Annotated in this window: 19 protein-coding genes; all 19 read right to left on the minus strand. The window is 40.4% G+C overall.

Features of this window, described 5'->3' with window-relative positions; all coding sequences use genetic code 11:
• Window positions 1-20 precede the first annotated feature (20 nt).
• The 19 genes from AB3I72_RS06015 to citC all read right to left on the minus strand — a co-directional run bounded on the left by AB3I72_RS06015 (window position 21) and on the right by citC (window position 25,034).
• Window positions 21-1,793: an oleate hydratase gene (locus AB3I72_RS06015; protein ID WP_368023707.1), complete on the minus strand. Its 1,773-nt coding sequence runs from the start codon at window positions 1,791-1,793 to the stop codon at window positions 21-23.
• A 199-nt stretch (window positions 1,794-1,992) separates the two neighbouring features.
• Window positions 1,993-2,670: a fructose-6-phosphate aldolase gene (locus tag AB3I72_RS06020; RefSeq protein WP_002355980.1), complete on the minus strand. Its 678-nt coding sequence runs from the start codon at window positions 2,668-2,670 to the stop codon at window positions 1,993-1,995.
• Window positions 2,671-2,697: 27 nt separating this feature from the next.
• Window positions 2,698-3,054, minus strand: coding sequence for a PTS glucitol/sorbitol transporter subunit IIA (locus AB3I72_RS06025; RefSeq protein WP_061100811.1), 357 nt, complete (start codon window positions 3,052-3,054; stop codon window positions 2,698-2,700).
• A 23-nt stretch (window positions 3,055-3,077) separates the two neighbouring features.
• Window positions 3,078-4,073: a PTS glucitol/sorbitol transporter subunit IIB gene (locus AB3I72_RS06030; RefSeq protein ID WP_061100810.1), complete on the minus strand. Its 996-nt coding sequence runs from the start codon at window positions 4,071-4,073 to the stop codon at window positions 3,078-3,080.
• A 16-nt stretch (window positions 4,074-4,089) separates the two neighbouring features.
• Window positions 4,090-4,644, minus strand: coding sequence for a PTS glucitol/sorbitol transporter subunit IIC (locus AB3I72_RS06035; protein ID WP_002355983.1), 555 nt, complete (start codon window positions 4,642-4,644; stop codon window positions 4,090-4,092).
• A complete protein-coding gene (locus tag AB3I72_RS06040) occupies window positions 4,644-5,129 on the minus strand; it encodes a transcriptional regulator GutM (RefSeq protein ID WP_002355985.1) in 486 nt (161 codons plus the stop codon). Before AB3I72_RS06040 ends, AB3I72_RS06035 begins: the two co-directional genes overlap by 1 nt.
• Window positions 5,126-6,988 (minus strand): transcription antiterminator, encoded by a 1,863-nt coding sequence (locus AB3I72_RS06045; RefSeq protein WP_368023708.1) that lies wholly within the window; start codon window positions 6,986-6,988, stop codon window positions 5,126-5,128. The genes AB3I72_RS06040 and AB3I72_RS06045 overlap by 4 nt, the downstream gene beginning before the upstream one ends.
• A gap of 15 nt (window positions 6,989-7,003) precedes the next feature.
• Window positions 7,004-7,804, minus strand: coding sequence for an SDR family oxidoreductase (locus AB3I72_RS06050; protein ID WP_002355987.1), 801 nt, complete (start codon window positions 7,802-7,804; stop codon window positions 7,004-7,006).
• 171 nt (window positions 7,805-7,975) lie between these two features.
• A complete protein-coding gene (gene mnmG, locus AB3I72_RS06055) occupies window positions 7,976-9,874 on the minus strand; it encodes a tRNA uridine-5-carboxymethylaminomethyl(34) synthesis enzyme MnmG (RefSeq protein ID WP_002355988.1) in 1,899 nt (632 codons plus the stop codon).
• Between the two features lie 19 nt (window positions 9,875-9,893).
• On the minus strand, window positions 9,894-11,291 hold the full coding sequence (gene mnmE / locus AB3I72_RS06060) for a tRNA uridine-5-carboxymethylaminomethyl(34) synthesis GTPase MnmE (RefSeq protein ID WP_002367535.1): 1,398 nt from the start codon (window positions 11,289-11,291) through the stop codon (window positions 9,894-9,896).
• Window positions 11,292-11,523: 232 nt separating this feature from the next.
• Window positions 11,524-16,491, minus strand: coding sequence for an Ig-like domain-containing protein (locus AB3I72_RS06065; protein ID WP_368023709.1), 4,968 nt, complete (start codon window positions 16,489-16,491; stop codon window positions 11,524-11,526).
• Window positions 16,492-17,232: 741 nt separating this feature from the next.
• On the minus strand, window positions 17,233-18,102 hold the full coding sequence (citG, locus tag AB3I72_RS06070) for a triphosphoribosyl-dephospho-CoA synthase CitG (protein ID WP_002370585.1): 870 nt from the start codon (window positions 18,100-18,102) through the stop codon (window positions 17,233-17,235).
• Between the two features lie 6 nt (window positions 18,103-18,108).
• Window positions 18,109-19,281, minus strand: coding sequence for an NADP-dependent malic enzyme (locus AB3I72_RS06075; RefSeq protein WP_002363552.1), 1,173 nt, complete (start codon window positions 19,279-19,281; stop codon window positions 18,109-18,111).
• A gap of 117 nt (window positions 19,282-19,398) precedes the next feature.
• The gene (locus AB3I72_RS06080) at window positions 19,399-20,796 is read right to left on the minus strand and encodes an oxaloacetate decarboxylase subunit alpha (protein WP_002355994.1); all 1,398 of its coding nucleotides are present in this window, start codon (window positions 20,794-20,796) and stop codon (window positions 19,399-19,401) included.
• The gene (citX, locus tag AB3I72_RS06085; protein WP_002383528.1) at window positions 20,789-21,325 is read right to left on the minus strand and encodes a citrate lyase holo-[acyl-carrier protein] synthase; all 537 of its coding nucleotides are present in this window, start codon (window positions 21,323-21,325) and stop codon (window positions 20,789-20,791) included. Before citX ends, AB3I72_RS06080 begins: the two co-directional genes overlap by 8 nt.
• Window positions 21,318-22,850 (minus strand): citrate lyase subunit alpha, encoded by a 1,533-nt coding sequence (gene citF / locus AB3I72_RS06090; protein WP_002355996.1) that lies wholly within the window; start codon window positions 22,848-22,850, stop codon window positions 21,318-21,320. Before citF ends, citX begins: the two co-directional genes overlap by 8 nt.
• A gap of 2 nt (window positions 22,851-22,852) precedes the next feature.
• A complete protein-coding gene (gene citE / locus AB3I72_RS06095; RefSeq protein WP_002355998.1) occupies window positions 22,853-23,740 on the minus strand; it encodes a citrate (pro-3S)-lyase subunit beta in 888 nt (295 codons plus the stop codon).
• Window positions 23,728-24,036, minus strand: a complete 309-nt coding sequence (gene citD, locus AB3I72_RS06100; protein ID WP_002355999.1) for a citrate lyase acyl carrier protein — start codon at window positions 24,034-24,036, stop codon at window positions 23,728-23,730. Before citD ends, citE begins: the two co-directional genes overlap by 13 nt.
• A gap of 5 nt (window positions 24,037-24,041) precedes the next feature.
• Window positions 24,042-25,034 carry a [citrate (pro-3S)-lyase] ligase gene (gene citC / locus AB3I72_RS06105; RefSeq protein WP_016633044.1) on the minus strand — a complete coding sequence of 331 codons (993 nt, stop codon included), beginning with the start codon at window positions 25,032-25,034 and terminating at the stop codon, window positions 24,042-24,044.
• Window positions 25,035-25,038: the final 4 nt, after the last annotated feature.

A 25,038-nucleotide genomic window follows, 5' to 3' on the forward strand; every position in this document is an offset into this window, starting at 1 on the left:
ATTTACACTCGCTTTTTCAACTAAATTAAATGATTTTCTCTTAAAATATCACCAATATACGTATCCTCAAATTTCTTCACAAAGTGTTCAACCATTTTGCGTTCCACGAACGGCATATCCATTTCTGTTAATTTTTTCTTGTCAGATAAATAATAAACAGAGTTTGCTAAGACGCGCAAGTCGTATGCAGAAGCAAACACTTCTGGTACTCCGCGTTCAACCTCTAGCAATTGATATACAGCTTCCATCGCTGTCCGTACAGAATACTCTGTTGTAAACACCGTATCTCGTTCAGTATCTGCGAAGTTCCCAATGAAAGCAAGATTTTTAGAGCCGTTTGGTACAACTAATGGTCGATCGCCTGGTTCTCTTAACATAAAGTAAGAAGTGATAAACGGCATATACACCGGAATAGTGGTAGCCGATTCTTCTGAAATACGTTCAATTTCCCCTTCTGGGACCCCTAAATGATAAAGTAACTCTTGCGTAATTTCTTGGCCTGTACATTGTTCGATTGGTTTTTTAATATAATTTCCTGGTTTATTAGAAAGCAATCCATATACCCAAGTTATAGATTGTTGATCATTTTGTTCTTTGAAATGCGGTTGTCTATGCATAGCAAAACTCATCATCCAATTAGAGTCTTTGATAGTAATAATACCACCTGTGACAATTTTTCCTGTGCGTAATTTACGATGTGTTAACCGAGAAAGATACGGTTCAATATCGAAATTTTCCCACGTAATCGTTGCTGAGACAAACCAACTTTCATCTGGTAAATTTTCACAGAAAACTTCTGGGTGCCCAAATTCTGGGGATTGTTTTGCTAAGTTTTTCCAGAGATTCCAACTTCCCCCTAGTTCATGAGTAATTGGTGCTGGTGTATGATGATCTCCTTGCGTCGAACTTTCAGTAATTGAGCCATTCGTTACGAAGACTAAATCATTTTCAGTTAAAGGAATTTCTTTGGTTTTGCCCGCTTGTGTCAGCAATAATCGCCGAGCAACTTTAGTAGCTCCTTTGATGTCGACTTGGATATCATTGATCGTTGTTTCATATTGAAAGTCTACCCCTTGATTGGTTAAAAAGCTTAATAATGGTTTCACTAACGATTCGTATTGATTGTATTTGGTAAACTTCAAGGCTGTAAAGTCAGGCAAACCTTTGATGTGGTGGATAAAGCGCATGATGTAGCGGCGCATTTCAATGGCAGAGTGCCATTTTTCAAAAGCAAACATTGAACACCAATAGATCCAAAAGTTGGATTCAAAAAATTCTTCGCCGAAAACATCTTCAATTTTTTTGCCAATTAATTGATCTTCAGAAGTCATAAATAAATCAACGATTTCTTTTTGTGCTTTTTTGGATAAAGTAAATTGTCCATCATCTGAGACACGTTCGCCACGGTTATGAATAATGCGGCAATTTGAAGAATTCGGATCATCTAAATCTAAACGGTAAAACTCATCTAGGACAGAGGCATCTTCTACTTCTAATGATGGTACCGAACGAAATAGATCCCACAAACACTCGAAATGGTTTTCCATTTCGCGTCCGCCGCGAGTGACAAAGCCATCATGGGGAATAAATTTACCATCTAAAGAACCGCCAGACAGCGTGAGTTCTTCAAAAATGTGAATATTTTCGCCCTTCATTTGACCGTCACGAATTAAGAAAACAGCCGTTGCTAAACCTGCTAGGCCACCACCAACAATGTAGGCACTCTTGTCATCTACACCTTTTGGTTTTCTTGGTCGAGCAAATGCTTCATAATTTCCATTTGTGTATCTCATTCTCGTTTCCTCCTATCATTTGATACCCTCATCATACTGCTACCAAAAAAAATACCCAAAAGATAACCCTTTTTTTTAAGAAATTCTTTGACAAATAAAGAAAATTGTCTAATTTTTAAGCAAGTGAATAATCGTAGATGTTTCATGTGAAACAAAAAAGAACGAGAAGAAAAATGGCCACTTTTTCTTCTCGTTCTTTTTATGCTAATTCGTTTACCGTTTCTACTCCAAAAACAGCAACCCAATCTTCCTGAAAATCAGTTACTGCTTTTTGAATGGCGGGCATTGCCAAGCCTTGTGTCACGAGTTCTGGTGCGATAGTGACCGCTTGCGCCCCCATTTGACAGGCTTGGTTAATTTGTGCCACGTTTTTAAAACTAGCAGCTAAGATCTTACTCTTTGCGTTCGTCCGTTTAATTTCTGCAGCTAAATGCTCAATAACCTTTTGAGAATCAATTGTTAAATTCTCCATCCTATTATAATACGGCGCTAAATAATCTGCACCTGCCGCAATCGCTAGATAACCTTGAAATTCTGTATAAATAGCGGTTGCTGTTATCCGATAATTTGCCTGCTTTAGTTGTTTGATGGCTGCCAAGCCTGCTTCATTGACTGGGATTTTAATGAATGTTTCTTGGCCTAATTGTTGTACAATGGTTTGGGCATCTTCTAGCATCTCTTCTGTCGTTTGACCGACCACTTGGACGTGCAAACTCGCTTGTCCAATCGTTTTTTTTATTTCTTTCATCTGCGCAAAGAAGTCAATTTTTCCTGCTTGCTTAACAATACTAGGATTAGACGTTACGCCTGCCAGTGGTAAAATTTTCTGATACTTTCGAATAGCCTCAAGATTAATTGTATCTAGCATAAATTCCATCTTTTACGTTCCTCCCTTAAACGATAATTATAGAATAGTGATTGTTGTACCAACAGTTATTTCAGGAATAGCTTTTTCTTCAACATATAATGTACCTGGTAATTCAGGTGTTGTTGCGCCATCAAATTTAATAGTAATGTGACCCAATGTGTCTAAATTAGTTAATACTACCTCGCCTACAGCGGTAATCTGGTAAGTTTGTTCATCAATCACTAACGTTTGCTTGTCCGTAATCGCTTCTGTGACTGGCTGAACCTCAATGTTATAACAATAATCTGCTAAAGCATCTGGTGCATCTTTTCCAAATAAGATGACCATTTTTTCTTCTTTAAATAATTCGGCTTCTGATCCAATAGACTGAACCTTTGTTGTAAATACTGACATTTCCCATCCTCCAAAAAAATTTTTTAACTATACAATCCAAAACTTGCTAACCAAGCAACTAGTACTCGAGGGGCACCATTTAAGAAACGAGAATATAAAACAGAAGGAACCCCGACTTCAACGGTTTCAGCTTCAGCTTCTTCCAAGCCTAAGCCCACGGGAATAAAGTCGCACGCGTTTTGTGTATTAATAGCAAACAATGCTGGTAGAGCTAGTTGTGGCGGAATGTTGCCTTTTCCAATTTCCACACCAATTAACGTACCAATTACTTGGCTGATTACTGCTCCAGGACCTAATAAAGGAGAAAGAAACGGCAGAGAACAAATAAAACCAATAATTGTTAACCCCACAATGTTTCCTGCCAATGGCGCCATGATATTGGCAAAAAATTCACCAATTCCTGAACCTTGAATCACACCAATTAATAAAGAAACAAATGCCATAAACGGAATCACTGTGTTGATCATCGTTTGTACGCCTTCACGGGCTGATTGGTTGAATGTCGCTACAACTTTTCCTGCACCCATACCAATTTTCGCAACAAAACTTTGTTGTTCCGCTTTTTGTTCAGTAATTTTTTTACTTGTATCATATTTAAATTCTGTTTTTTTCGAGGTGGGCTTTTCTGTACCAGCAGCAGCTTCTTCTGATGTCAATGTAATCTGTTTCGGGCCTACAGCGGAAACATAAATTGTCTCATTAATGTATTGTGCTAAGGGACCACTTTTGCCAGTTGGAACAACGTTAATAGTAGGAATTCCTTTTTTAGGATAAATCCCGCAACGAAGAGTGCCTCCACAATCAATAATGGCTAATGCGATTTCATCATCTGGAATCGATGTCTTAAAACCATTGACCGCTTCCATTCCTGTCAATTCTACGATTTTATCAACGATTGCGGGTTTCTCGCCGCCACCTGTAATGTAAATAAATTTATGTTTTTCTTCTGTCGGTGTAATCACTAAGGGCCCACCATAACCGCCATTTCCTTTAACTACCTTAATACTATTGTACGTCATCTCACCTTGCTCCTTTCTAATCCACAGCAATCTCTACTGTTTTACTAAGGGTAATTCCTTGTTGTTTGCAAACATAAGCGGTAGTGAAATCGGTAACCCAACCGCCAATAAAATTCATTAATATCCCTACAAACATATAGCGAATCGCTAGGTCCATCGAATTTAGTCCTAACGTATCAATCCCTTGCGCAATCCCTAACCAAACGAACAATTCACCAGGATTAATATGAGGGAAAACCCCATTACTGGTATGACAAAATTGCGCTTGTGCAGCATAATAGCTAGGTTTATAGTATTCTGGTAAAAATCGAGCCATCGTAAAAGACATTGGATTGCCTAACATAAAAGCGGATAAAAAAGGCAGCACTAAATATCGCGTAACAGGATTTTTGGCAGAAAGTTTGGCTACTTTGGTTACTCTTTCTTCTCCTAGAAAAGCAATTAAAGTATTCATAGCTACCATTAACATCAAAACAACAGGTACGATGCCTGTCATCCAAGAAATAAATGTTTCTGCTCCTGTTTGGAAAAGGTGCATAAATCCTTCCGCAAATTTTGTAATATAAGACATTACTCGACACTTCCTTTCAATTTTGTTTGTACTTTATTTTTCCATAATTGCCATTGAATTTTGGCTCCATTAAGCGGCGTTAATGGTTGTGTTTCTTGATAATTGCCAAGCTCAACACGTAAGTAAATTTCTCGTGCATTTTCCATCGCTTGTTGGGTTAATTTATTTTCTTTTTGTACGAGTGGATGGTAATGATCCATATAATGAATATCCTCGTTCACGTACTGAGGTAAGGGATGAAATTTAGCTAGAACGGTGACACCTTGCATCTTTCTAGCGGCTAAGATTTTCCCTTGCGAATCCACAGCAAACAAGATAATCGTGCCTGCTTTTAACTTCCCTGCACGTCGACCAATCGCGACTTTCCCTAATTGTCGCAATTCTTGGTAGTTTTGATTAAAGTGTTTAATCTGTTTCATTCCCATAGCTATCTGAACGAAGTAAGCTGTTAAAAAAAGCGCTCCGAATACGTAGATAAAACTCATATGATAATCCCCTTCCTTTGCATCCACTCTTTAACCGCTAAAACATCTCGTTGCTTCCGTAACTCATTACGTAAACTTTCGTCTCCTGCGATTGTAAACAAGCGGTCATATAGTTGTAGTAACTCTGCTTCAACAGTGGCCGTCAGCTCTTCTGGAATACCCAACAGCAAAATAACATCAACTTTACCTTCTGGTGTAACCAGTGATTCTTCAAAAACCCCAATCGATAAAATAATCGTTGGTAAGGCTTGATTAATTGTATGGGGAAAGGCAATCCCCGATTCAAAAATAGTTGTTTGTTGATCTTCTCTAGTAAAAATTCGTTCGATAAATTGGGGATCTACTAATTTTTCTGCTTCTAAATCAGCAATCATTTTCTGGATATTCGCTCGGTAACCTTGAGTATTCTCTAATAATTGATAGGTCATATGAATATTTTGAGATTCCACGGAACGAATTTCTTTTGCTCTCTGCCACTCATTTCTGAGCCAAGTATCGTTAAATAAATTAGTTAAATGGATCATCGGTGTTTGTGGTCGAATATTTTTTAAGGGAATGGTTGTAAAAATAGCAAAATATTGATTCAATTCTCTTCTCTCTGCCTCTTCTTCAGAAAAATGGGCAATCTGGACATCTGGACCCAAAACTTTTTCCAATTGCCGCTGAATGATCAAGGCCGTTCCATGACCTGTACTGCAGATTACAGCGATTTCTTTTTTGGCTCCCGCTTCATAGTTCCCTCTCAATGCTAGTTCAAAATACAAAGCGAGATACCCAAATTCAACCGTCGGCACACAACGATTCAACAAACGGCCCAATTCTTGCAAGCCAATTTTGGCTAATTCATAGGCCAAAGGATATTGTCGTTCAATTTCTCCATAAAATAAATCGTGACATTCCACATGAAAAACGAGTCGATTCATCACGTTTCTTAAATGATCTTTCATTTCTGAAAACAAGAAGTCCTCATCAAATTCAACAACAACTGAATGATGAATTTTTTTCATCATTTTTTGAAAATAGTCAGCTAAGAGTCCTTCATCAGCCAATAAAGAATTACGAATATGGTTTGTGTTGATGTTAAAAGGAAAGCTGATAAAGGAACGTTCCCATTGGCTTAACGTTACATTATAGGTTATTTCCAAGTGATACATCAGTTCTTCAATCTGCTCGTTATGACGAACATAATCAACATATTCTGGTGGTAGTTCCGTAATGAGTTTTCCAGCTAAAACACGCTGCAAAACAATTGAAACCACTCTTCGTAAAAGAAAACTATCTTGTTTCGCTAGTCTTGTTTCTTTGATTATTTTTTGTATCATTTGTTTGGTAGTTTCATGAAGAAACTGTTCTTCAAAATATTCTTGGACGTAATTCACATGAAGTAAGCGTAAATCAAACTCTTTTCCTTCTAAATGAATGCCACGGTTTGGCGTGCCTACAACCGCAACCTGCCAAGGAGCAATCAGCTCTTTCATGCGCTTAATGTCTTTATTAACTGTGCCGCGACTAACGGCGAGTTCTTCGGATAAATCATAAGTTGAAATAAATTGATCTTCTTCTATTAATCGTTTGATAATGTAGGAAACACGCTTGCTTGAAGAATTAAAATCAGATTCCCTTTTTAGCCGTCCAGACAAAACCTCTTCAAAACCTTCAAAGTTATTGATTTCTAACTGAAAGAGATTTTCCTTCTGAATAATTTGGGCAATACCGATTAATTCATCATTCAATGTATCAATGTTTTTACGAACTGTTTGAGGACTTGCGGCTAATTTCTCTTGCAATTCCTGTAAGCTCATTCCTTTGTGATCAACTAGTAATTTTATTACTTGGTACCATCTATTTACTAGCGTCATTTAGTTTTCCCACCTCTATCCTCTTGTTTTACCTCCAGCTACGTTTGTGGTGATGCCTGTAATATAGCTTGAACGGTCTGATAAATAATAGCATACTAAGTCAGCGACTTCATGGAGTTTTCCGCTACGACCTAATGGAATCGTACTTGTTTTTGAATAACCTGCTCGCAATTGCTCAACAGAAATGTTTCGTGTATAAGCCAATGCTTCTTCGTATGCTAAAGTGCGCAAACCAGTTTCTTCCATAATGCCTGGCGCAATCCCCACGACACGGACGTTTGATTTTCCTAACTCTTTAGCCCATGAACGTGTATAACTGCTGACCGCTGCTTTCGTTGCAGCGTAGGCGCTTTGCCCTTCGGAGCCTTCTAATCCAGCTTCTGAAGACATATTAATAATGACACCTGCTTGTTTTTGTACAAGAATCCGGCCCACTGCTTGGCTCATTAGGTAGAGCCCTTTTTGATTGATGGCTACAATTTTATCGAATACCTCATCCGATAATTCATAAGGCCCATGAGGATGATTTTTATCCACCAATAGACGAGGAATATTGATGCCGGCATTGTTTACTAGGCCATCTACGGTTCCAAATTTTTCCACCACTTGAGCGACACCCGCTTCTACTTCTGCTCGAGAAGTTACATCGACTTTCACAAAGAGTAAATGCTCATGTTGCGTTTCTGATGCTGAAATATCAAAATTAGCGACATAGACCTCTTGTGCTAACAAGCTTTCAACAATGCTGCGACCAATACCAGATGAGCCTCCTGTAACAATCACTACTTTTCCTTTAATTCCTAACCAATCTGTCATTTGTTCCACTCCTATCATTTGTTTGCGCTTTCAGTATAGGTCAGTTTGTGAAATTATTTAAGACAGTCTTTTTTTGTAGTTTAGAAAAAAGAGTAGACTAATTCAAAACAAAAAAGCAGTTGCTTCTTCACAATCAATCATCCGTGAAGAAGCAACTGCTTCAAATTTTTATTATCCTTGCACTTTCGCGATTTTTCCTTGTTCGATGTAGACCATCAAAATGCTAATGTCAGCGGGGTTCACACCGCTGATACGGCTTGCTTGGGCAATCGTTTCTGGTTGGATTTTTTGTAGTTTTTGTTTTGCTTCTGTAGCCAAGCCATTAATCGCTTGGTAATCAATGTTTTCTGGAATGCGTTTTGCTTCCATGCGTTTTAGTTTCTCAACTTTTTCCATGGCTTTTTTAATGTAGCCTTCGTACTTGATTTGAATTTCTACTTGTTCAATCACTTTTGGATCAAGCGCCTCTTCAGGTGCGGGAATAAATTGAGCGACTTCTTGATAACTGATTTCTGGGCGTTTCAGAAAATCTCTAGCTAAAATACCGTCTTTTAAGCCAGCAGCGCCTTTGGTTTCCAAAAATGCTTGCACTTCTTTGGTTGGTTTAATCCGATGTTTGCCTAAGCGGGCAATTTCCGCTTCAACAGCCGCTTTTTTGACTAGATAGGCGGCATATTGTTCTTCTTTGACTAAGCCAATTTCATGACCCATTTCTGTTAAACGTAAGTCCGCATTGTCATGTCGTAAAATCAAACGATACTCCGCACGTGACGTTAATAAGCGATAAGGTTCGTTGGTACCTTTTGTAACTAAATCGTCAATCATGACGCCAATATAGCCGTCACTACGTTTTAAAACAAGAGGCTCTTTGCCTTGAATTTTCAATGCAGCATTAATTCCTGCCATCAAGCCTTGACCAGCAGCTTCTTCGTAGCCACTAGTTCCGTTCGTTTGACCTGCTGTATAAAGATTTTCAATGACCTTTGTTTCTAATGTTGGGCGTAATTGGTGAGGGACTACCACATCGTATTCAATGGCGTAACCTGTACGCATCATTTCTACTTTTTCTAATCCTTCAATAGAATGAAGCATTTCTGTTTGGACATCTTCTGGTAAAGAAGTAGATAAGCCTTGGACGTAAACTTCTTCGGTATTCAACCCTTCTGGTTCCAAGAACAATTGGTGTCTTGGTTTGTCTGCAAAACGAACAATTTTGTCCTCGATGGATGGGCAATACCGAGCGCCCACACCTTCAACAATCCCAGTAAACATTGGGGCGCGGTGTAGATTTTTTTGAATAATTTCATGCGTTGTTTCATTCGTATAAGTTAACCAACAAGGTTCTTGGTTTTGATTGTAGGCACTATCTGGCGTGCTGTAACTAAAGTGGTTGGGTTCTTTATCGCCTGGTTGTTCCTCTGTCACAGAATAATCAATCGTACTTGATTTTACTCGTGGCGGCGTTCCTGTTTTAAAGCGATCGATTTCTAAACCTAATTCTTTTAAATGATTGGCTAAACCAACGGAAGGTTGCGAATTGTTTGGTCCTGATGAATATTTTAATTCACCAATAATAATTTCGCCACGCAAGGCAGTACCGGCAGTAATCACCACTGCTTGACTACGGTATGCGGCACCTGTTGAAGTTACAACACCACGACAAACGCCATCTTCCACGATTAATTCTTCAACAATCCCTTGACGAAGGGTTAAATTTTCTTCTTTTTCAATGGTATGTTTCATTTCTGTCGCATAGGCATGTTTGTCGGCTTGCGCGCGCAACGCACGCACTGCTGGACCTTTACCAGTATTTAGCATCCGCATTTGGATGTAGGTTTTATCAATGTTTTTACCCATTTCGCCGCCTAATGCATCGATTTCTCGGACAACGACTCCTTTGGCAGGTCCACCAACAGAAGGGTTACATGGCATAAAAGCAACCATATCTAAATTAATCGTTAAAAGTAACGTTTTAACGCCCATTCGTGCGGCTGCTAAGGCTGCTTCAGAGCCAGCATGTCCAGCACCGACGACAATAACATCATATGATTCTGCTTGATATTGATTCATAAAAAATTCCTCTCTTGTCTTATTTTCCTAAACAAAATTGACTAAATAACTGTGTAATTAATTCATCTTGGACACTATCGCCGACGATTTCCCCTAAATAATCCCAACAACGGGTCATATCAATTTGAACTAAATCGACTGGCATACCTGCTTCGATGCCGTTAATCACTTCTTGTAACGAAAGCGCTGCTTGATCCAGCAAAGCAATATGACGTGTATTAGAAATATAGGTAGCATCTTTTTCGCCTGTTTGGCCGCCAAAGAAAAGATCAGCAATTTTCGCTTCTAACTGGTCTAAGCCTGTGTTTGACAACACCGAAACGGATAAAATTTCTTCTGCAGGGACTAATTCTTGTAATTCGTTAGGATCCAGTTTTGTCGGTAAGTCCATTTTATTTAAAAGAATAACGCGTTTTAAGCCTTTCGTTGCTTCCAACAGTTGACGATCTTCCTCTGTCAATTTTTCGCTTTGATTTAAGACTAACAAAATTAAATCCGAATCTGCTAACGCTTTGCGGCTACGTTCGACACCAATTCGTTCCACAATGTCTTCTGTTTCGCGAATCCCCGCTGTATCAATTAATTTTAAAGGAACGCCGCGAACGTTAACGTATTCTTCAATGACATCACGTGTCGTTCCAGCAATATCTGTAACGATAGCTTTTTCTTCTCGTAACAGATGGTTTAACAAACTGGATTTCCCGACATTTGGTCGGCCAATAATTGCTGTACTTAGACCTTCTCGCAAAATTTTTCCTTGTTTAGCGGTCGTTAATAATTGTTGAATCTGTGCTTTCACAAATTCGGCTTTTTCTAAAAGTAATTTCGTGGTTAATTCTTCGACATCATCATACTCTGGATAATCGATATTAACTTCTACTTGCGCTAAAGTATTTAAAATTTCTTGTCTTAATGAACGAATTAACGCCGACAAGTTACCATCCAATTGGTTCAATGCAACATTCATCGCTTTATCTGTTTTAGCACGGATTAAGTCCATCACTGCTTCTGCTTGTGAAAGATCCATTCGGCCATTTAGAAAAGCACGTTTTGTAAATTCCCCAGGTTCGGCCATTCGTGCGCCTTCACGTAACAGTAATTGCAGTAGTTGGTTCACCACGACAATGCCGCCATGACAGTTAATTTCTACCACGTCTTCTCGTGTAAATGTTTTCGGTGCCCGCATCACAGAAAGCATGACTTCATCAATCAATTGATCGTTTTGCGGATCAACAATATGACCATAATGAATCGTGTGCGTGGGGACTTTAGCTAAATCTTTAGTGCCTGACCGATAAACTTTGTTTGCAATAGCAACTGCTTGCTCGCCACTTAAACGAACAATACTAATCGCACCTTCACCTGGCGGCGTAGAAATCGCCGCAATTGTATCAAATTCCATTGTAGCTGATTGCATAATTAGCTTCCTTTCTTCATAACAACAAAAAAAGCGCCCACTCCTCCTGCATTAAAAAATTCAGGTTGGATTTAGCACTTTCACTGCTTGTTCCTTCGATTTTCTGAAAATAGAATAGCACAATTTATTCTATTTGGCAATTTTTCTTCATTAAATGGAACGAGAAAACGTATCATTGAGTGGGGAATTCTCAACAATACGTTTTCTCATCTATAGGAATTAAAGGAGAGAGCTAGTTTTTACGTTTGCGTTTGATGATGATTCCCATGCTCGCAAGGAATGCGACAAAGGCGCCAAACAAACTTGTTGTCACGGCTGAGGACTCTTTTTCACCTGTACTAGGTAAGTAGCCTGTTTTCCCGTGATTTCCAGTGCCATAACTGATGGTACTTAGTTTCGGATTGTAGCCACTACCATTTGTACTGAGGCCATTGCCTAGTGAACCTAAGCCAGAACCTGTTGTCCCTAAACCAGAACCTCCATTTGGATTTGAACCTGTGTTTGAACCATTCCCATTATTCCCACCAGCTGCGCCATTGTTTCCTGTGTTGCCGCCTGTATTGCCGTTATTTCCGCCAGTGTTACCATTGCCTCCTCCAGGATTCGTTGGATCGGCTGGTGTCATGAAGGTTGTAGCCTTACTGTAATGTCCTGCGCCATCTGTAGCTGTCGCAAGTAAACTTTGTTGAGCAGTCGCTTGTCCCGCTGTTAATTGGATAGCGAAGTTGCCTTCAGCATCGGTGGCACCTACAGCAATTACACTTCTTAATAGTCGGTTACTAATTTGAATGATTCGGTTTGGTTCAGCTGTTCCTTTGATAAGGTAGCCGGCTTTAGACGTTCCTAAAACTGAAGAAACAGTTGGTGCCGCAATTTTAATTTCTGGTTCTCCCGTAATATCGGCTGGCGTCATAAATGTGGTTTTAGGACTCACATTTCCTTGTGTATCTGTGGTTAGTGCGGTTAACGTTTCTTTTTCTGTTGCTAACCCTGCTGCAATATGAACGGAGAAGGTGCCTCCAGTAGTTGTACTGCCACTTGCCAATAATTTTTCACTGCTATTGTAAAATTGAACCGTGACATTTGGATCAGCAGTTCCAGTGACTGTATAGCCATTGGCTTTGTTTCCTTCAACCTTCGTAATAGTTGGCGCCGCTAAAACAACATCCGCTGGAATAACGGCTGTAGCTGGTTGACTTTCATTACCAGCGCCATCTTTGCTAATAATCGTAATCGTTTCTCCTGGTGTCACTACGCCAGCTGGTAGAGTCACCGTATATTGGCCGGTTTCGTTAGCAGTTGTAGCAGCAATGATGGTTCCGTCTGCGTCACGGACATCAATAGTGGTTTTGGGCTCCGCCGTTCCAGTGATTTCGTAACCTTTACTAGAATTTCCGGTAATAGAATCAATGGTTGGTGTGGCTAAGTCGGCTGGTGTAGTTGCTGTAGCTGGCTGACTTTCTTTTCCTGTTGCATTTTTCGCTACGACAGTTATTGTTTCGTTAGCTGAGGCCTTCCCTGGCTCTAAAGTCACTGTGTATTTGCCATCAGTTCCAGTAGTTGCCATGCCAAGGACTGTGCCATCGGCGTCACGCACCTCAACTGTTGTACCAACTTCTGCTGCTCCTACTACTTGATAGCCTTTTGTCGTGCTACCAGTAATTTTGTCAACAGTAGGTGTCGCGACTGGTGCATCTGGATCAGCAGGTGTTTTGAAAGCAGTCGGATTACTTTCTTTCCCAGCAGCATCTTTCGCAATGGCAGTTAAGGCTTCGTTAGCTGTTGCTGTGCCCGTCGGAAGAGTGATTGTAAAGGCGCCAGCACCATCAGTCGTTCCCGTAGCAATAACTAAACCTGCTTCATTGTGAATCTCAATGGTGATATTTGGCTCTGCCGTGCCGGTTACTTGATACCCAGTGGCAGTTGTTCCTGTAACAGTCGTCACAGTTGGCGCTGCCACGGTTGCATCTTCAGGAACCGTCACTTCCGTTGGTTGACTTTCATTGCCGTCACCGTCTTTTCCAACAACTGTTAATGTATCACCAGGATTAGCGGCTCCCGCTGGAAGGTCCACAGTAAAGTTTCCTTGATCATCCGTTGTCGTTGTACCAATAATTGTTCCATCTGGGTTCCGTACTTCAATGGTGGTATTAGGGTCCGCCGTCCCAGTGATTTCATAACCAGTTGTTGAATCTCCAGTAATGTCACCAATTGTTGGTGTGGTAACATCAGCGGGTGTCATAGCTGTAGTTGGTTGACTCTCAAGTCCAGTATCATTTTTAGCAACTACATTCACTGTTTGTTTAGCTGTTGCTTTTCCTGAAGCTAACGTCACAGTATATTGGCCAGTCGGTCCAGTTGTTGCGGTGCCTAAAACTGTTCCGTCTGTTGCACGAACTTCAATGGTGGTGCCAAGTTCAGCGGTACCTGTCACTTGATATCCTTGTGTTGTATTCCCAGTTACTTTGTCGACACTTGGCGGTGCCACTACTTCATCTGCTGGTGTTTGGAAGGTTGTCGGTGTACTTGTATTGCCAGCAGGATCTTTGGCTAACGCTGTCAATGTTTCATTCGCATTTGCCGTCCCAGCTGGAAGATTCACGGCAAAGGAACCAGTCCCATCGGCAGTCCCTGTTGCAATCACGTTCCCATCTGCATCACGAATTTCGATGGTAGCATTCGGATCAGCGGTGCCTGTCACCTGATAACCAGCAACTGAATTACCTGTTACTCCTGTTACAGTTGGTGCTGTAACCGTGGCATCAGCAGGAACAAGGACTTCAGTCGGTTGACTTTCATTTCCCGCGTTATCCTTTCCAATCACTGTTAACGTATCCCCAGGATTGGTCGTTCCCGTTGGTAGCGTGACAGTAAAATCACCATTCGCATCAGAGGTACCTGTACCAATGACTGCCCCAGCTGGATCACGAACTTCGATTGTTGTGTTAGGGTCTGCTGTTCCTGTAATTTCATAACCCGAACCAGAGTTGCCTGTGATGTTATCAACTGTTGGTGCAGTGACATCAGCTGGTGTTGTCGCCGTTGCTGGTTGACTTTCCGTGCCACTAGCGTTTTTCGCTACAACGCTCAGCGTTTGATTTGCTGTTGCTTTTCCTGGAGCTAAAGTCACTGTATATTTTCCATCAGTTCCAGTTGTTGCAGTACCAAGGACCGTGCCAGCTGCATCGCGAACCTCAACGGTGGTGCCAACTTCAGCAGTCCCTTTGACCTCATAGCCTTTTGTTGTACTACCTGTTACAGTCTCAACAATTGGCGTCGCCACGGGCGTATTAGGATCCGCTGGCGTTTGGAACGTTGTTGGCGTACTTTCTGTACCGCTAGCGTTTTTCGCTACAGCGGTTAACGTTTCATTGGCGCCTGCTTCACCTGCGGGAACAGTAACTGTAAATGCCCCTGTCCCATCGGCGCTCCCTGTGCCTATTACGGTGCCTCCTGCATTTCGAATTTCAACCGTGGCATTGGCATCGGCAGTTCCTTTAACCTCGTAACCTGCCGTTGAATTACCTGTCACTCCTGTAATTGTTGGTGCGGTTACGGTTGCTTCATCCGCTGGCGTTTGGAACGTTGTTGGCGTACTTTCTGTACCGCTGGCGTTTTTCGCTACGGCGGTTAATGTTTCATTGGCGCCTGCTTCACCTGCGGGAATGGTAACTGTAAACGCTCCTGTCCCATCAGCGGTACCTGTGCCTATTACGGTGCCTCCTGCATTTCGGATTTCAACCGTGGCATTGGCATCGGCAGTTCCTTTAACCTCGTAACCTGCCGTTGAATTACCTGTCACTCCTGTAATTGTTGGTGCGGTTACGGTTGTCTCATCCGCTGGCGTTTGGAACGTTGTTGGCGTACTTTCTGTACCGCTGGCGTTTTTCGCTACGGCGGTTAATGTTTCATTGGCGCCTGCTTCACCTGCGGGAATGGTAACTGTAAACGCTCCTGTCCCATCAGCGGTACCTGTGCCTATTACGGTGCCTCCTGCATTTCGGATTTCAACCGTGGCATTGGCATCGGCAGTTCCTTTAACTTCGTAACCTGCTGTTGAATTGCCTGTTACTCCTGTTACGGTAGGTGCGGTTACTTCACTAGTAGTACCTGCAGCAAAATAAATGTTGGATACACCGTCTGCTGTTGCTAATAAATTAACGTCTAAAAGATCTGTTTGAACGACTGTTCCTACAAAACGAGCATCTAAATTATTGGATAAATTTTGAGGTGTTGAAACGGTAGTTGGTAAAGTAACCGTAGTTGCGCCTAGTAAAGAAGCATCCACTAACTCATTCACACCTGAACCACCAACCGCTAATAAAGGCAAAGCACCTGAAACAGCCACGTTTACCGTGCCTTTGACAGGAAGCAAGGCTGCGTTTATGGCTGTAGCGACAAGATTACTTGGGATACTGGTTCCTTTTGCCTCCAAAGCTTGAACTGCCGCATTCAAATCTTGTAAGATGTTTGAAACATTTTGGGCTAAAACTAACCCTAAACCATCACTAATCGGTGCACTAATGTATGAGCCGTCAGCTGCTAACGTTTCCGGAGCTGTAAATGAAGCAGCACCTAAGTTTTCAATGTTATTAACTAATTCCAATTGACGATTCACTTCCGTCAAATCAATATCAACACCAGTTAAATTCCCTAACGCTCCACTGGTAATTTGAGTAATGACATTGGTTAAATCATTGGCTGCATTCAAAACGGCAGTCAAAAAAGTAACTTTTGAAAGATCAATCGTAACGTTGGTATTGATTGCTGCGCTGCCTGCTGCAGCTACATTTCCTCTTAACTCAGGAGGAACCACTAACACCGCTTGTTTTTGTCCACTAAACACAGCGGAAGCATCTGCTAAAGCGCCACCAGAAACCGTGAAATTAACTGGTTGATTTTGGTTTGCGGCTGTCCAACGATTACTCGTTGAAGTACCACTGTCATTATTTGACGTAACATTTGATAATAGTTCGATATCCAAGACCGCTGCTGATGCACTGATTGTGCCAGAGGTAACAGCTATACTTACAGGGATTGCTAATGAAGTAAATAATAAACCACTTGATATTGCTAAATTAAGCATCTTGCGTTTTGTCCATTTTTTATGCTGACTTTTCCGATTAAAATCCTCAACAATTTTCTTTTTCATCTGATCGTCCCTCTTTTCTTTAAAATAAACGATAAATACCAATATCATTAGCTTCCCCTAGTTGTTCATCTCCCCCTTTAGCGATTTAAATGGATTTAACACCTGCAGTTTAGTACATTTCCTCAGCTTTTCAAAATATAATGCTGTGAATTTTTATATAAAAATTCATTTGATAACAAGCATCCTGGATATGTTAAAAAACTCACTAATTCATTAGTGAGTTATTATACAATGAGAGGAAAATGAGGAAGTTTATACGTTTCTCCCCAATCATTAAAGATAAATAAATTATTTTATTATAACTTATCGTTTGATAAATCGATAATTAAATAACGGAAAATTTTTTTATTTTTTTGAGAAATTCCACTATTATTTTTTCTGCTTCTTTGACTGTTTTTATCAATTTTATGGCTGTAAGTCATAAAAACTTTACATCAAAAAAATGACTCTAATCTATAACAATTTTTTCTATTTTTAAGATTTTTTTTATGAATTTTTTTATATTAAAAAAATTTCATAAAAAAAGGCGACAGCCGTTTTTGAACGAATGCCGCCTTTTAGATAAACAAAAACCTGATTCTAAAAGAATCAGGTTTAGGAAAAGCAAATCAAGATTCGCTTCAACTGTTTATCATCGTATTTGTATACTCTGATAAGAATGATTTCGTAATAAAATATACTGTGTTTCGTGGTATTTGTCAATCGCTTTCTTGAATTCTCTTGAGACCTTTCCATAAGCATATAAGGTCAAAATAACTGACCAAATCAGCGTTGTAACTATCTTTTTAATTAAGGGGTCAGCCAATTTAATTTCATTAGTTTATCTAAAAACACCACCAAAATTAAAGCATCTGCACTGCCACCAATACTCCAATTTTTTTCTTTGAATAAGTGATTCAATCTTTCTAAACAAAGGGTTCCCCGTAACGTTTGTGTCCCCCCTAAAGCAAAATATTCCTGGATTAACGGTTGATATATTTCAAAAATTTGGACATTTTGACTTCGTTTAATCAAATTCGTATCCTCAACATAGAGCGATAAATAAAGGAGCGTATCAATGAGTTTTTGTTGTTGTGTGCCTTGATGTTTTTGATAATAAGGCACTCCCTGTTCAAAGACAGCGGGATAACCTTGTTGCGCCTCTCCACGGATTCCAGTCAAGCCATGCTGAACAAATAGTCGTTCACCCCAAGTTAGTTTTTCTAGCTCATTCGTAGCGAGGTTTTCAAAGTCAGCCAATAAGTCTTGCGTCATTGTTTGAAGCGTTTGTTGAAACAATTGTAAGGTGCAAGGGGTCTCCCAAATCATTAGACGACCACAGATAGCTAAAAAAATACCTAGAGAAAAAATTGCTCCTTTATGTGTATTGATACCTTCTGTTGCCTCAAACATCGCTCGTTCTGCTTCTAAACCAACTTGTCGAATCGTGCGAAATGTTGCCTCAATCGGCAAATGACGTAGCTCTGTCCCAGCTTGAACGAAGGTTTCAAAATAAGGAGTCAAAACCACACTACTTTCTAAAAAAGTGAAAACATCCATATCTTGATGGGCGCCTGCATCGACTGGATCCACCAAGCCTGGTTTATTTAAACAGGTCACTTCATAGAGTAGTGCCAATTGTGCTTGCTGCGCTAATTTACTCCTTGCTTGCTTTGTCATTGCCTTTTACGTCCCTTCTTCTGCCGTGGCCTTTTCTTGTTTTATATAGTCTAGTACAGCATTAAAAACCGTGTCAACTACGCCGCCATCAAATACATTAGGTATGAATTTTTCTGCTGTGGGTTCTGAAATCATAGCGGCCAAGCTTCGTGCTACTGTCATTTGCAAACCGACATCGACTTTTCTGCCTTTCGCTGCCAATAACCCTTTAAAAAGACCTGGAAAAGCTAAAATGTTGTTCACTTGATTCGGATATTTGGAAGAACCAGTTGCTAATAAACGGACACCATTGGCTTGGGCGAGGGCTGGTTCAATTTCTGGTTTAGGATTTGCTAAAGCAAAGATAATTGGGTCTTGGTTCATTGATTTAATCAGGGCTGGCGTTAGCACATCCGCTTCTGATAAGCCTAAAAAAACATCCTGATTGACGACAGCGGTGGCTAAATCTTTGTTTTCTACTGATGGTTTTATTACCTGTCGAAGCAAAGCACGTTGGTAAGGATTCAATGTCGGGTCTTCTTCTCTTAAAACACCTTGGCGATCTACTAAGGTGAGATGCGTAATCCCCGCTTGAATACATAACTTAGCGGTCGCTACACCAGAAGCACCAACTCCGTTAATCACCACACGTAATTCATTTAAAGGTTTTCCTTTAATTTTAGCTGCGTTAATTAGCCCAGCTAAAACGACGATGGCTGTTCCTTCTTGGTCATCATGATACACAGGAATGTTCAAACGTTGTTGAAGTTTTTCTTCAATTTCAAAACATTTTGGTGCAGAAATATCTTCTAAGTGGATTCCTGCAAAACTATTTTGTAAATTTTCAATTGTTTGAACCATCTCGTCCACTGATTTTTGTTCCAGTGCTAAAGGAATAGCATCGACCCCCGCCAAATTTTTATAAAGTAAAGCTTTGCCTTCAACAATTGGCAAGCCCGCTTGCGTGCCCATATTGCCGAGACCCAGAACAGCTGACCCATCTGTAATAACCGCAATTAACTTACCACTAATGGTCCACTCGCGCGCTAATTCATGATTTTGAGCAATCATTAAACTCAATTCTGCGACACCAGGTGTATACATTTTGGCTAAATCATGATGGTTTAATACCGCTTCTGTTGCTTCAAGACTTAGCACACCAATATTTTTTTGATGAATTGCTAGAACTTCTTCTAACACATTGTCACTTCCTTTCACGGGCTGCCTTTTTTCTATTTGATGAAGCAAGGGTTTGAACAACCGTTATCGTCGCTCAAACCCTTGCTTCTTTATACATTTGCGGAGCACTTGCCCGTTCTATTCTGGCAAGTCAAGTTTGACTGTCACTTTCTGTAACGGTACATCGTAAAAAGGATCTTCACGACGTCCTAAAAAGTCTTTTCCTTGTTGCGGGAACATCGCATATAATAGGACATCCTCTTCAGATTTTGCGTATTGTTGGATTTCCTTTTCTAAACTATGCAACTCTGGTTTCAATAAATCCGCTGGTCGACAAGTGATTACCTCTTCATCCCCAATGATTTTTTGCTTAATCTCTTCTGCGATAGGTGCTGGTGATTTGCCATATTCTCCGCGCACATAATCTTTGATTTCATTCGGTATTAAGGAATATCTTTCCCCAGAAATCACATTCATTAAGGCTTGTGTTCCGACCATTTGTGAAAGCGGCGTAACTAGTGGTGGATACCCTAGATCTGCTCTTACTTTAGGTACTTCAGCTAAAACTTCTTCATATTTGTCTTGTAAGCCTTGCTCCGTTAATTGACTTAATAAGTTTGATAACATACCACCAGGTACTTGATAAATCAAGGTTTTCGGTTCCGTATCTTTAACTTTAGGGTTTAAAATGCCTTCACTTCTAAAGCGATCACGAATCGGATTGAAATAGTCAGCAATCTCTGTTACTTTTTCCATATTTAAACCTGTTTCAAAGCCTAAATCTTCTAACGCAATGGCTACAGATTCTGTGGCTGGTTGACTCGTACCGCCAGCGAAAGAAGAGATAGCTGTATCGATGATATCCGCACCTGCTTCAGCAACTTTTAAATAGGTCATCTCAGAAATACCACTAGTCGCATGCGTATGCACCTCTAAAGGTAAATCAATGGCATCTTTCATTTTGCTCACTAATTCAAAACCAGTTTGTGGCGTCAAAACGCCTGCCATGTCCTTAATACAAATGGAATCCGCTCCTGTTTGACTTAATTCTTTGGCTAATTTTACAAAGTAATCGATGGTATGAATTTCACTCGTGGTATAAGAGATCGCTGCTTGACAGTGTCCGCCAGCTTCTTTTGTTGTTTGAATTGCTGTTTGTAAATTACGGACATCATTCAAGGCATCGAAAATACGAATAATATCAATCCCATTTTCAACTGATTTTTCGACAAAGGCCCGCACCACATCATCAGCGTAATGACGATATCCTAGTAAATTTTGTCCTCGTAATAACATTTGAAGTTTGGTATTTTTAACTTCTTTGCGAATTTGGCGAAGACGTTCCCAAGGATCCTCGTTTAAATAGCGGACACAGGAATCAAACGTTGCCCCGCCCCACATTTCTAATGCATGAAATCCTGCCTCGTCCATTGTTTTAATAATCGGCAGCATATCTGAGGTTGGCATCCGTGTTGCAATTAAACTTTGTTGTCCATCCCGTAGCACCGTTTCTGTAAAACGAATTTTTTTACTCACTTGGCTGCTCCTTTCGTGTCAAAATTATTTCTGTTATTTTTTCTTGCATTGCTTCAAGACTGTGACGTCGATTCCGTCCACAGACTTTCGCCTCTTCTTGGCAAACAAAACAGCGCCGTGGTGGCAAGCCTAAATCTCCTCGATGAAGGCTTTTTAGTTCCTCATTTCCCCATAAAACATCTAGGTCCACTAAACGACCATAAGGATGTGTTTCTTCAATTTTGACCATTCTTTGTTTTAATTCTTGTGGGGCTAACGAAACCGCCAAATAATATTCAGGACCTGTTTTTTCATTCCGGTAAAAATTAACAATCGGTACTTGATCCAGCAATTGTTGCTCGACTTCGTCAATTACTTCTAAAAAAACAGCCGTTAAGGTGGGCGAATTTTTTACTTCTCCAGGAATATTCATTGTGGCAGATAAGAGACTAGCTTCTGGTGCTGTTTCTAACAACTCCTTCTGTGTAGCAGCTCTTTGTTCGCGAGCATCCAACATCTCTAAAAGTGTTACTTTTTCCCCATTAAACATTGCGTACCACATCAATTAGACTACCATCTCGGTATTCAATTAACGCAACGACTTTGTCTCCATATTTAATTGGTTCCGGGGTGCCAACAATGTTGTAGGCTTTGTCTTTCAACTCTTCTAACGTAAACTGAGGAACATCTAAGGTTTTAAAACAATCAATTAAGTCTGTTCTTTTTGGATTGATTGCAATGCCGACTTCTGTTACTACGACATCGACACTCGTACCTGGTGTAACGACTGTATTTACTTGCTCAACGATTGTTGGAATCCGTCCACGCACAAGTGGTGCAATTACTAGACTCATTTTACAAGCCATACTTGTATCGGAATGTCCGCCAGAAGCACCACGGATGACACCATCTGAACCAGTAATGACATTTACATTAAAATCTGTGTCCACTTCTAGAGCAGATAAAATAGCTGTGTCTAATTGATTAATAACCGCCCCTTTGCTAAGCGGTGAAGCATACATATTGGCATCAATTTCATAATGATTGGCATTTTCCCCTAAAGAAATAGCTGATGGATGATCAAAGTCTTGGACGTCAATAATTTTTTCTACTAAGCCTTCTTCCAAAAGTTCCACCATTGCATTCGTAATTCCGCCTAAAGCGAAACTTGCTTTAATGCCATCTTTAAGCATTTGTTCTCTCATGAACCGCGTAACTGCTAGTGAAGAGCCACCTGTTCCTGTTTGGAATGAGAAGCCTTCTTTGTAGTAAGGAGAATGTGTAATTATTTTTGCGGCATATTCAGCAATCAATAATTCTTTAGGATTCTTTGTAAAACGTGTCGCGCCTTTGGCAATTCCATCTGGATCACCAATTGCATCAATTTCTACTACATAATCAACATCTGTTTGTGGAATACTAATAGGGGTATTAGGATATGGTACTAATGTGTCAGTAATGATGACCACTTGATCCGCATATTTTGCATCGACCATCGCATATCCAAGAGAACCACAGGTAGCTTTTCCTTTGGTTCCATTCGCATTTCCATAAGCGTCTGAGCTTGGTGCACCTAAGAAAGCTACATCAATATGGATATCGCCTGCTGCTACTGCCCGTGCCCGGCCACCATGTGAACGAATCACCACAGGATTTTCCATGATACCTGCTGAAATAGCGGCTCCTACTTTATCTCTCAAACCTGAAGAAGTAATGTTGGTGACTACTCCATTTTTAATGTGTTCGATCAAAGGTTCATGAACATTTGCAATTGAACTAGGTGCAATCGAAATGTTTTTCAACCCCATGGCGGCAATCTCGGCTAAAACTAAATTCATCACATAGTCTCCTTCACGGAAATGGTGATGGAAAGAGATGGTCATGCCATCTTTTAAACCTGTTTTTTCAATTGCTTCACGAATACTTCCTAAAAGCTTTGTCTCCCGAGGTTTCACTGGTTTAATTGCTCGGCTCGCTTCTTGATAAGCATCAATGTGTGCTAATTCTCCTTCATAAATGCCGTATTGCTCTGCATAAGATTGAGGAATGTCTTTGCCTACTTTATTTACTACCATGTCTATATTTCCTCCTCGGTAATTAATTTAGCCGCCAATGCTAACGCAATGACCCGTTCAGCTCGTTCAACAATTGGTTTATCAACCATTTTTCCATTTACGGAGATAACACCGGAACCTTTTGCTTCGGCTTCCCGAATGCCCCAGATTACTTCCTTAGCATTCTGGATTTCTTTTTCTGTTGGCGCATAAATAGTATTAACCAATGGGATTTGACGAGGGTTAATCACCGATTTCCCATCGAAACCTAGCTGTTTAATCAAACGAACTTCGGCTTCAAAGCCTTCCGTATTGTCTACATCTGAATAGACCGTATCAATAGCCGCAATCCCAGCTGCTCGAGCGGCATGTAAAATCATGCTACGAGCAAAGAATAGTTCTTGGCCATCTGGATGGCGGCGTGTTTTCATATTGGTAACATAGTCTTCGGCGCCTAACGCGATGCCAATCAAGCGAGTTGAACTTTTGGCAATCGCGGGCGCATTTAGAACACCTTCAGCCGATTCGATAGCAGCCATCATTTTCGTTGTTCCTACGGGAATGTCATTTTGCTGTTCTACTTCTGTAATGACTGCCTCGACATCAATGATATCTTGGGCTGTTTCTGTTTTTGGTAAACGAATCACATCGACACCAGCTAAGACCATTGCTTCAATATCTTCTGCACCACCGGCATCTAAAGCATTGATCCGAACAACAATTTCAATATTGCCATAATCGAAAGTTTTCAAAGCAGAATGGACTAAAACACGGGCAGAGTCTTTTTCTTTTAATGAAACTGCATCTTCTAAATCAAACATGATTGAATCTGCCCCATACAAAGGTGCATCTCTTAGCATTGCTGCGTTCGCTCCAGGGACAAACATCATTGTTCTTCTTAAACGTTCCATGAGTCCAACTCCTTCCAATCATATGTTTCTTTTTCAGCGCCTCGATGTAAAACTGTAATCATCCGAGCTTTGATCGTACAATCTAATGCCCCTTTATCAATCGCCTTGACCGCAACGCCTTGGACATCTAAATGTTCCAAAGTTGTCGTAATCACCTGACGAATTTGATTGCCAAATTGTTTTTCGACACTACTTTCTAATTCAATGGTATTTTCTGTTGATTCAATGGGTTGGACGGTAATCATAATATCACTTGATTCTACTGTTCCTGCAGTAGCATTTTTGATAATCTTCACTTTCTTCACCTCATTAGTTTCTTGTGTTCTACTAAGTATTGATAACTTGTTGCTGGTAAAAACTTCTTGAGTGTCTCTTTGTCGCCTTCAGCCATCGCTTTGCGAACTTTCGTCGCACTAATCAGCTCTCCATCACTCGCTAATCGCGGGACAATGGTTAGCGTTATCGTTTGTCCGAAAACTTGTTGCATTGCTTGATTGTAGACAGCGGTCACTTCTGAATAAGGCTCTTCTCCCACATAACGTTGTTGAATTTCAAGTATTGGCGCAATTCTTTCTTTAAATAACGTTGCATCAAGCGTTGCTTGAATTGCAGCTACCTCTAATGGCGCTTTTTCTTTCAAAAAATAGGTAGGAAAAGTCGCAGACGAAACTAAGTAATCTTCTGTAGATAGGACTGTCACATTGGGTAAATGGGCTACCCCTTTTTGCACCATTGCGAAACGTGCTTCTTTTGAAAACAGCGATTTATCTTCAGATAAAACAAACACATAAACGTGCGGACTTTCTTTGGCTGCTTTTTCGACTAAGTACTGATGGCCTTTCGTAAAAGGATTTGCATTCATGACAATGCTACTGGCTGGCCCTGCTTTTTTATGCTGTGTCAGGTAACCAAGATAATCGGCAAAATCTGGTTTGCCTTGCTCCATAAATAGCACCTCTTGATTCGCAACCACTTTTTGAAAGCCTAGCGACTGAAAAATTTGTTCATTTTTTGGTTTTGTATACAAAAAACTGTGTAATTGGTTTTCTTCTCTCAGTTTTTCAAGTAGATGAACCACCAATTGGGTTAACAAATTTTCAGATTGATATTTTTTACAAACGGCCACGCACTTAATCGTTTTGCCTGAAAGCGAGCCAGAGGCGATTAATGCTGTGTCATCATATATGCCAACGGTGTAATCAAGTGCTTCTGTCGTTTGCAATGCGGCTTTTTCCATTAATTCGCGCCAAGCTTGATAAGCTTTTTTATCTTTTTGCAACCAGATTCTTTTCATTGTA

Origin of the sequence: Enterococcus sp. GC34 (assembly GCF_040886645.1) — a bacterium.
Classification (GTDB): Bacteria; Bacillota; Bacilli; order Lactobacillales; family Enterococcaceae; genus Enterococcus; species Enterococcus faecalis.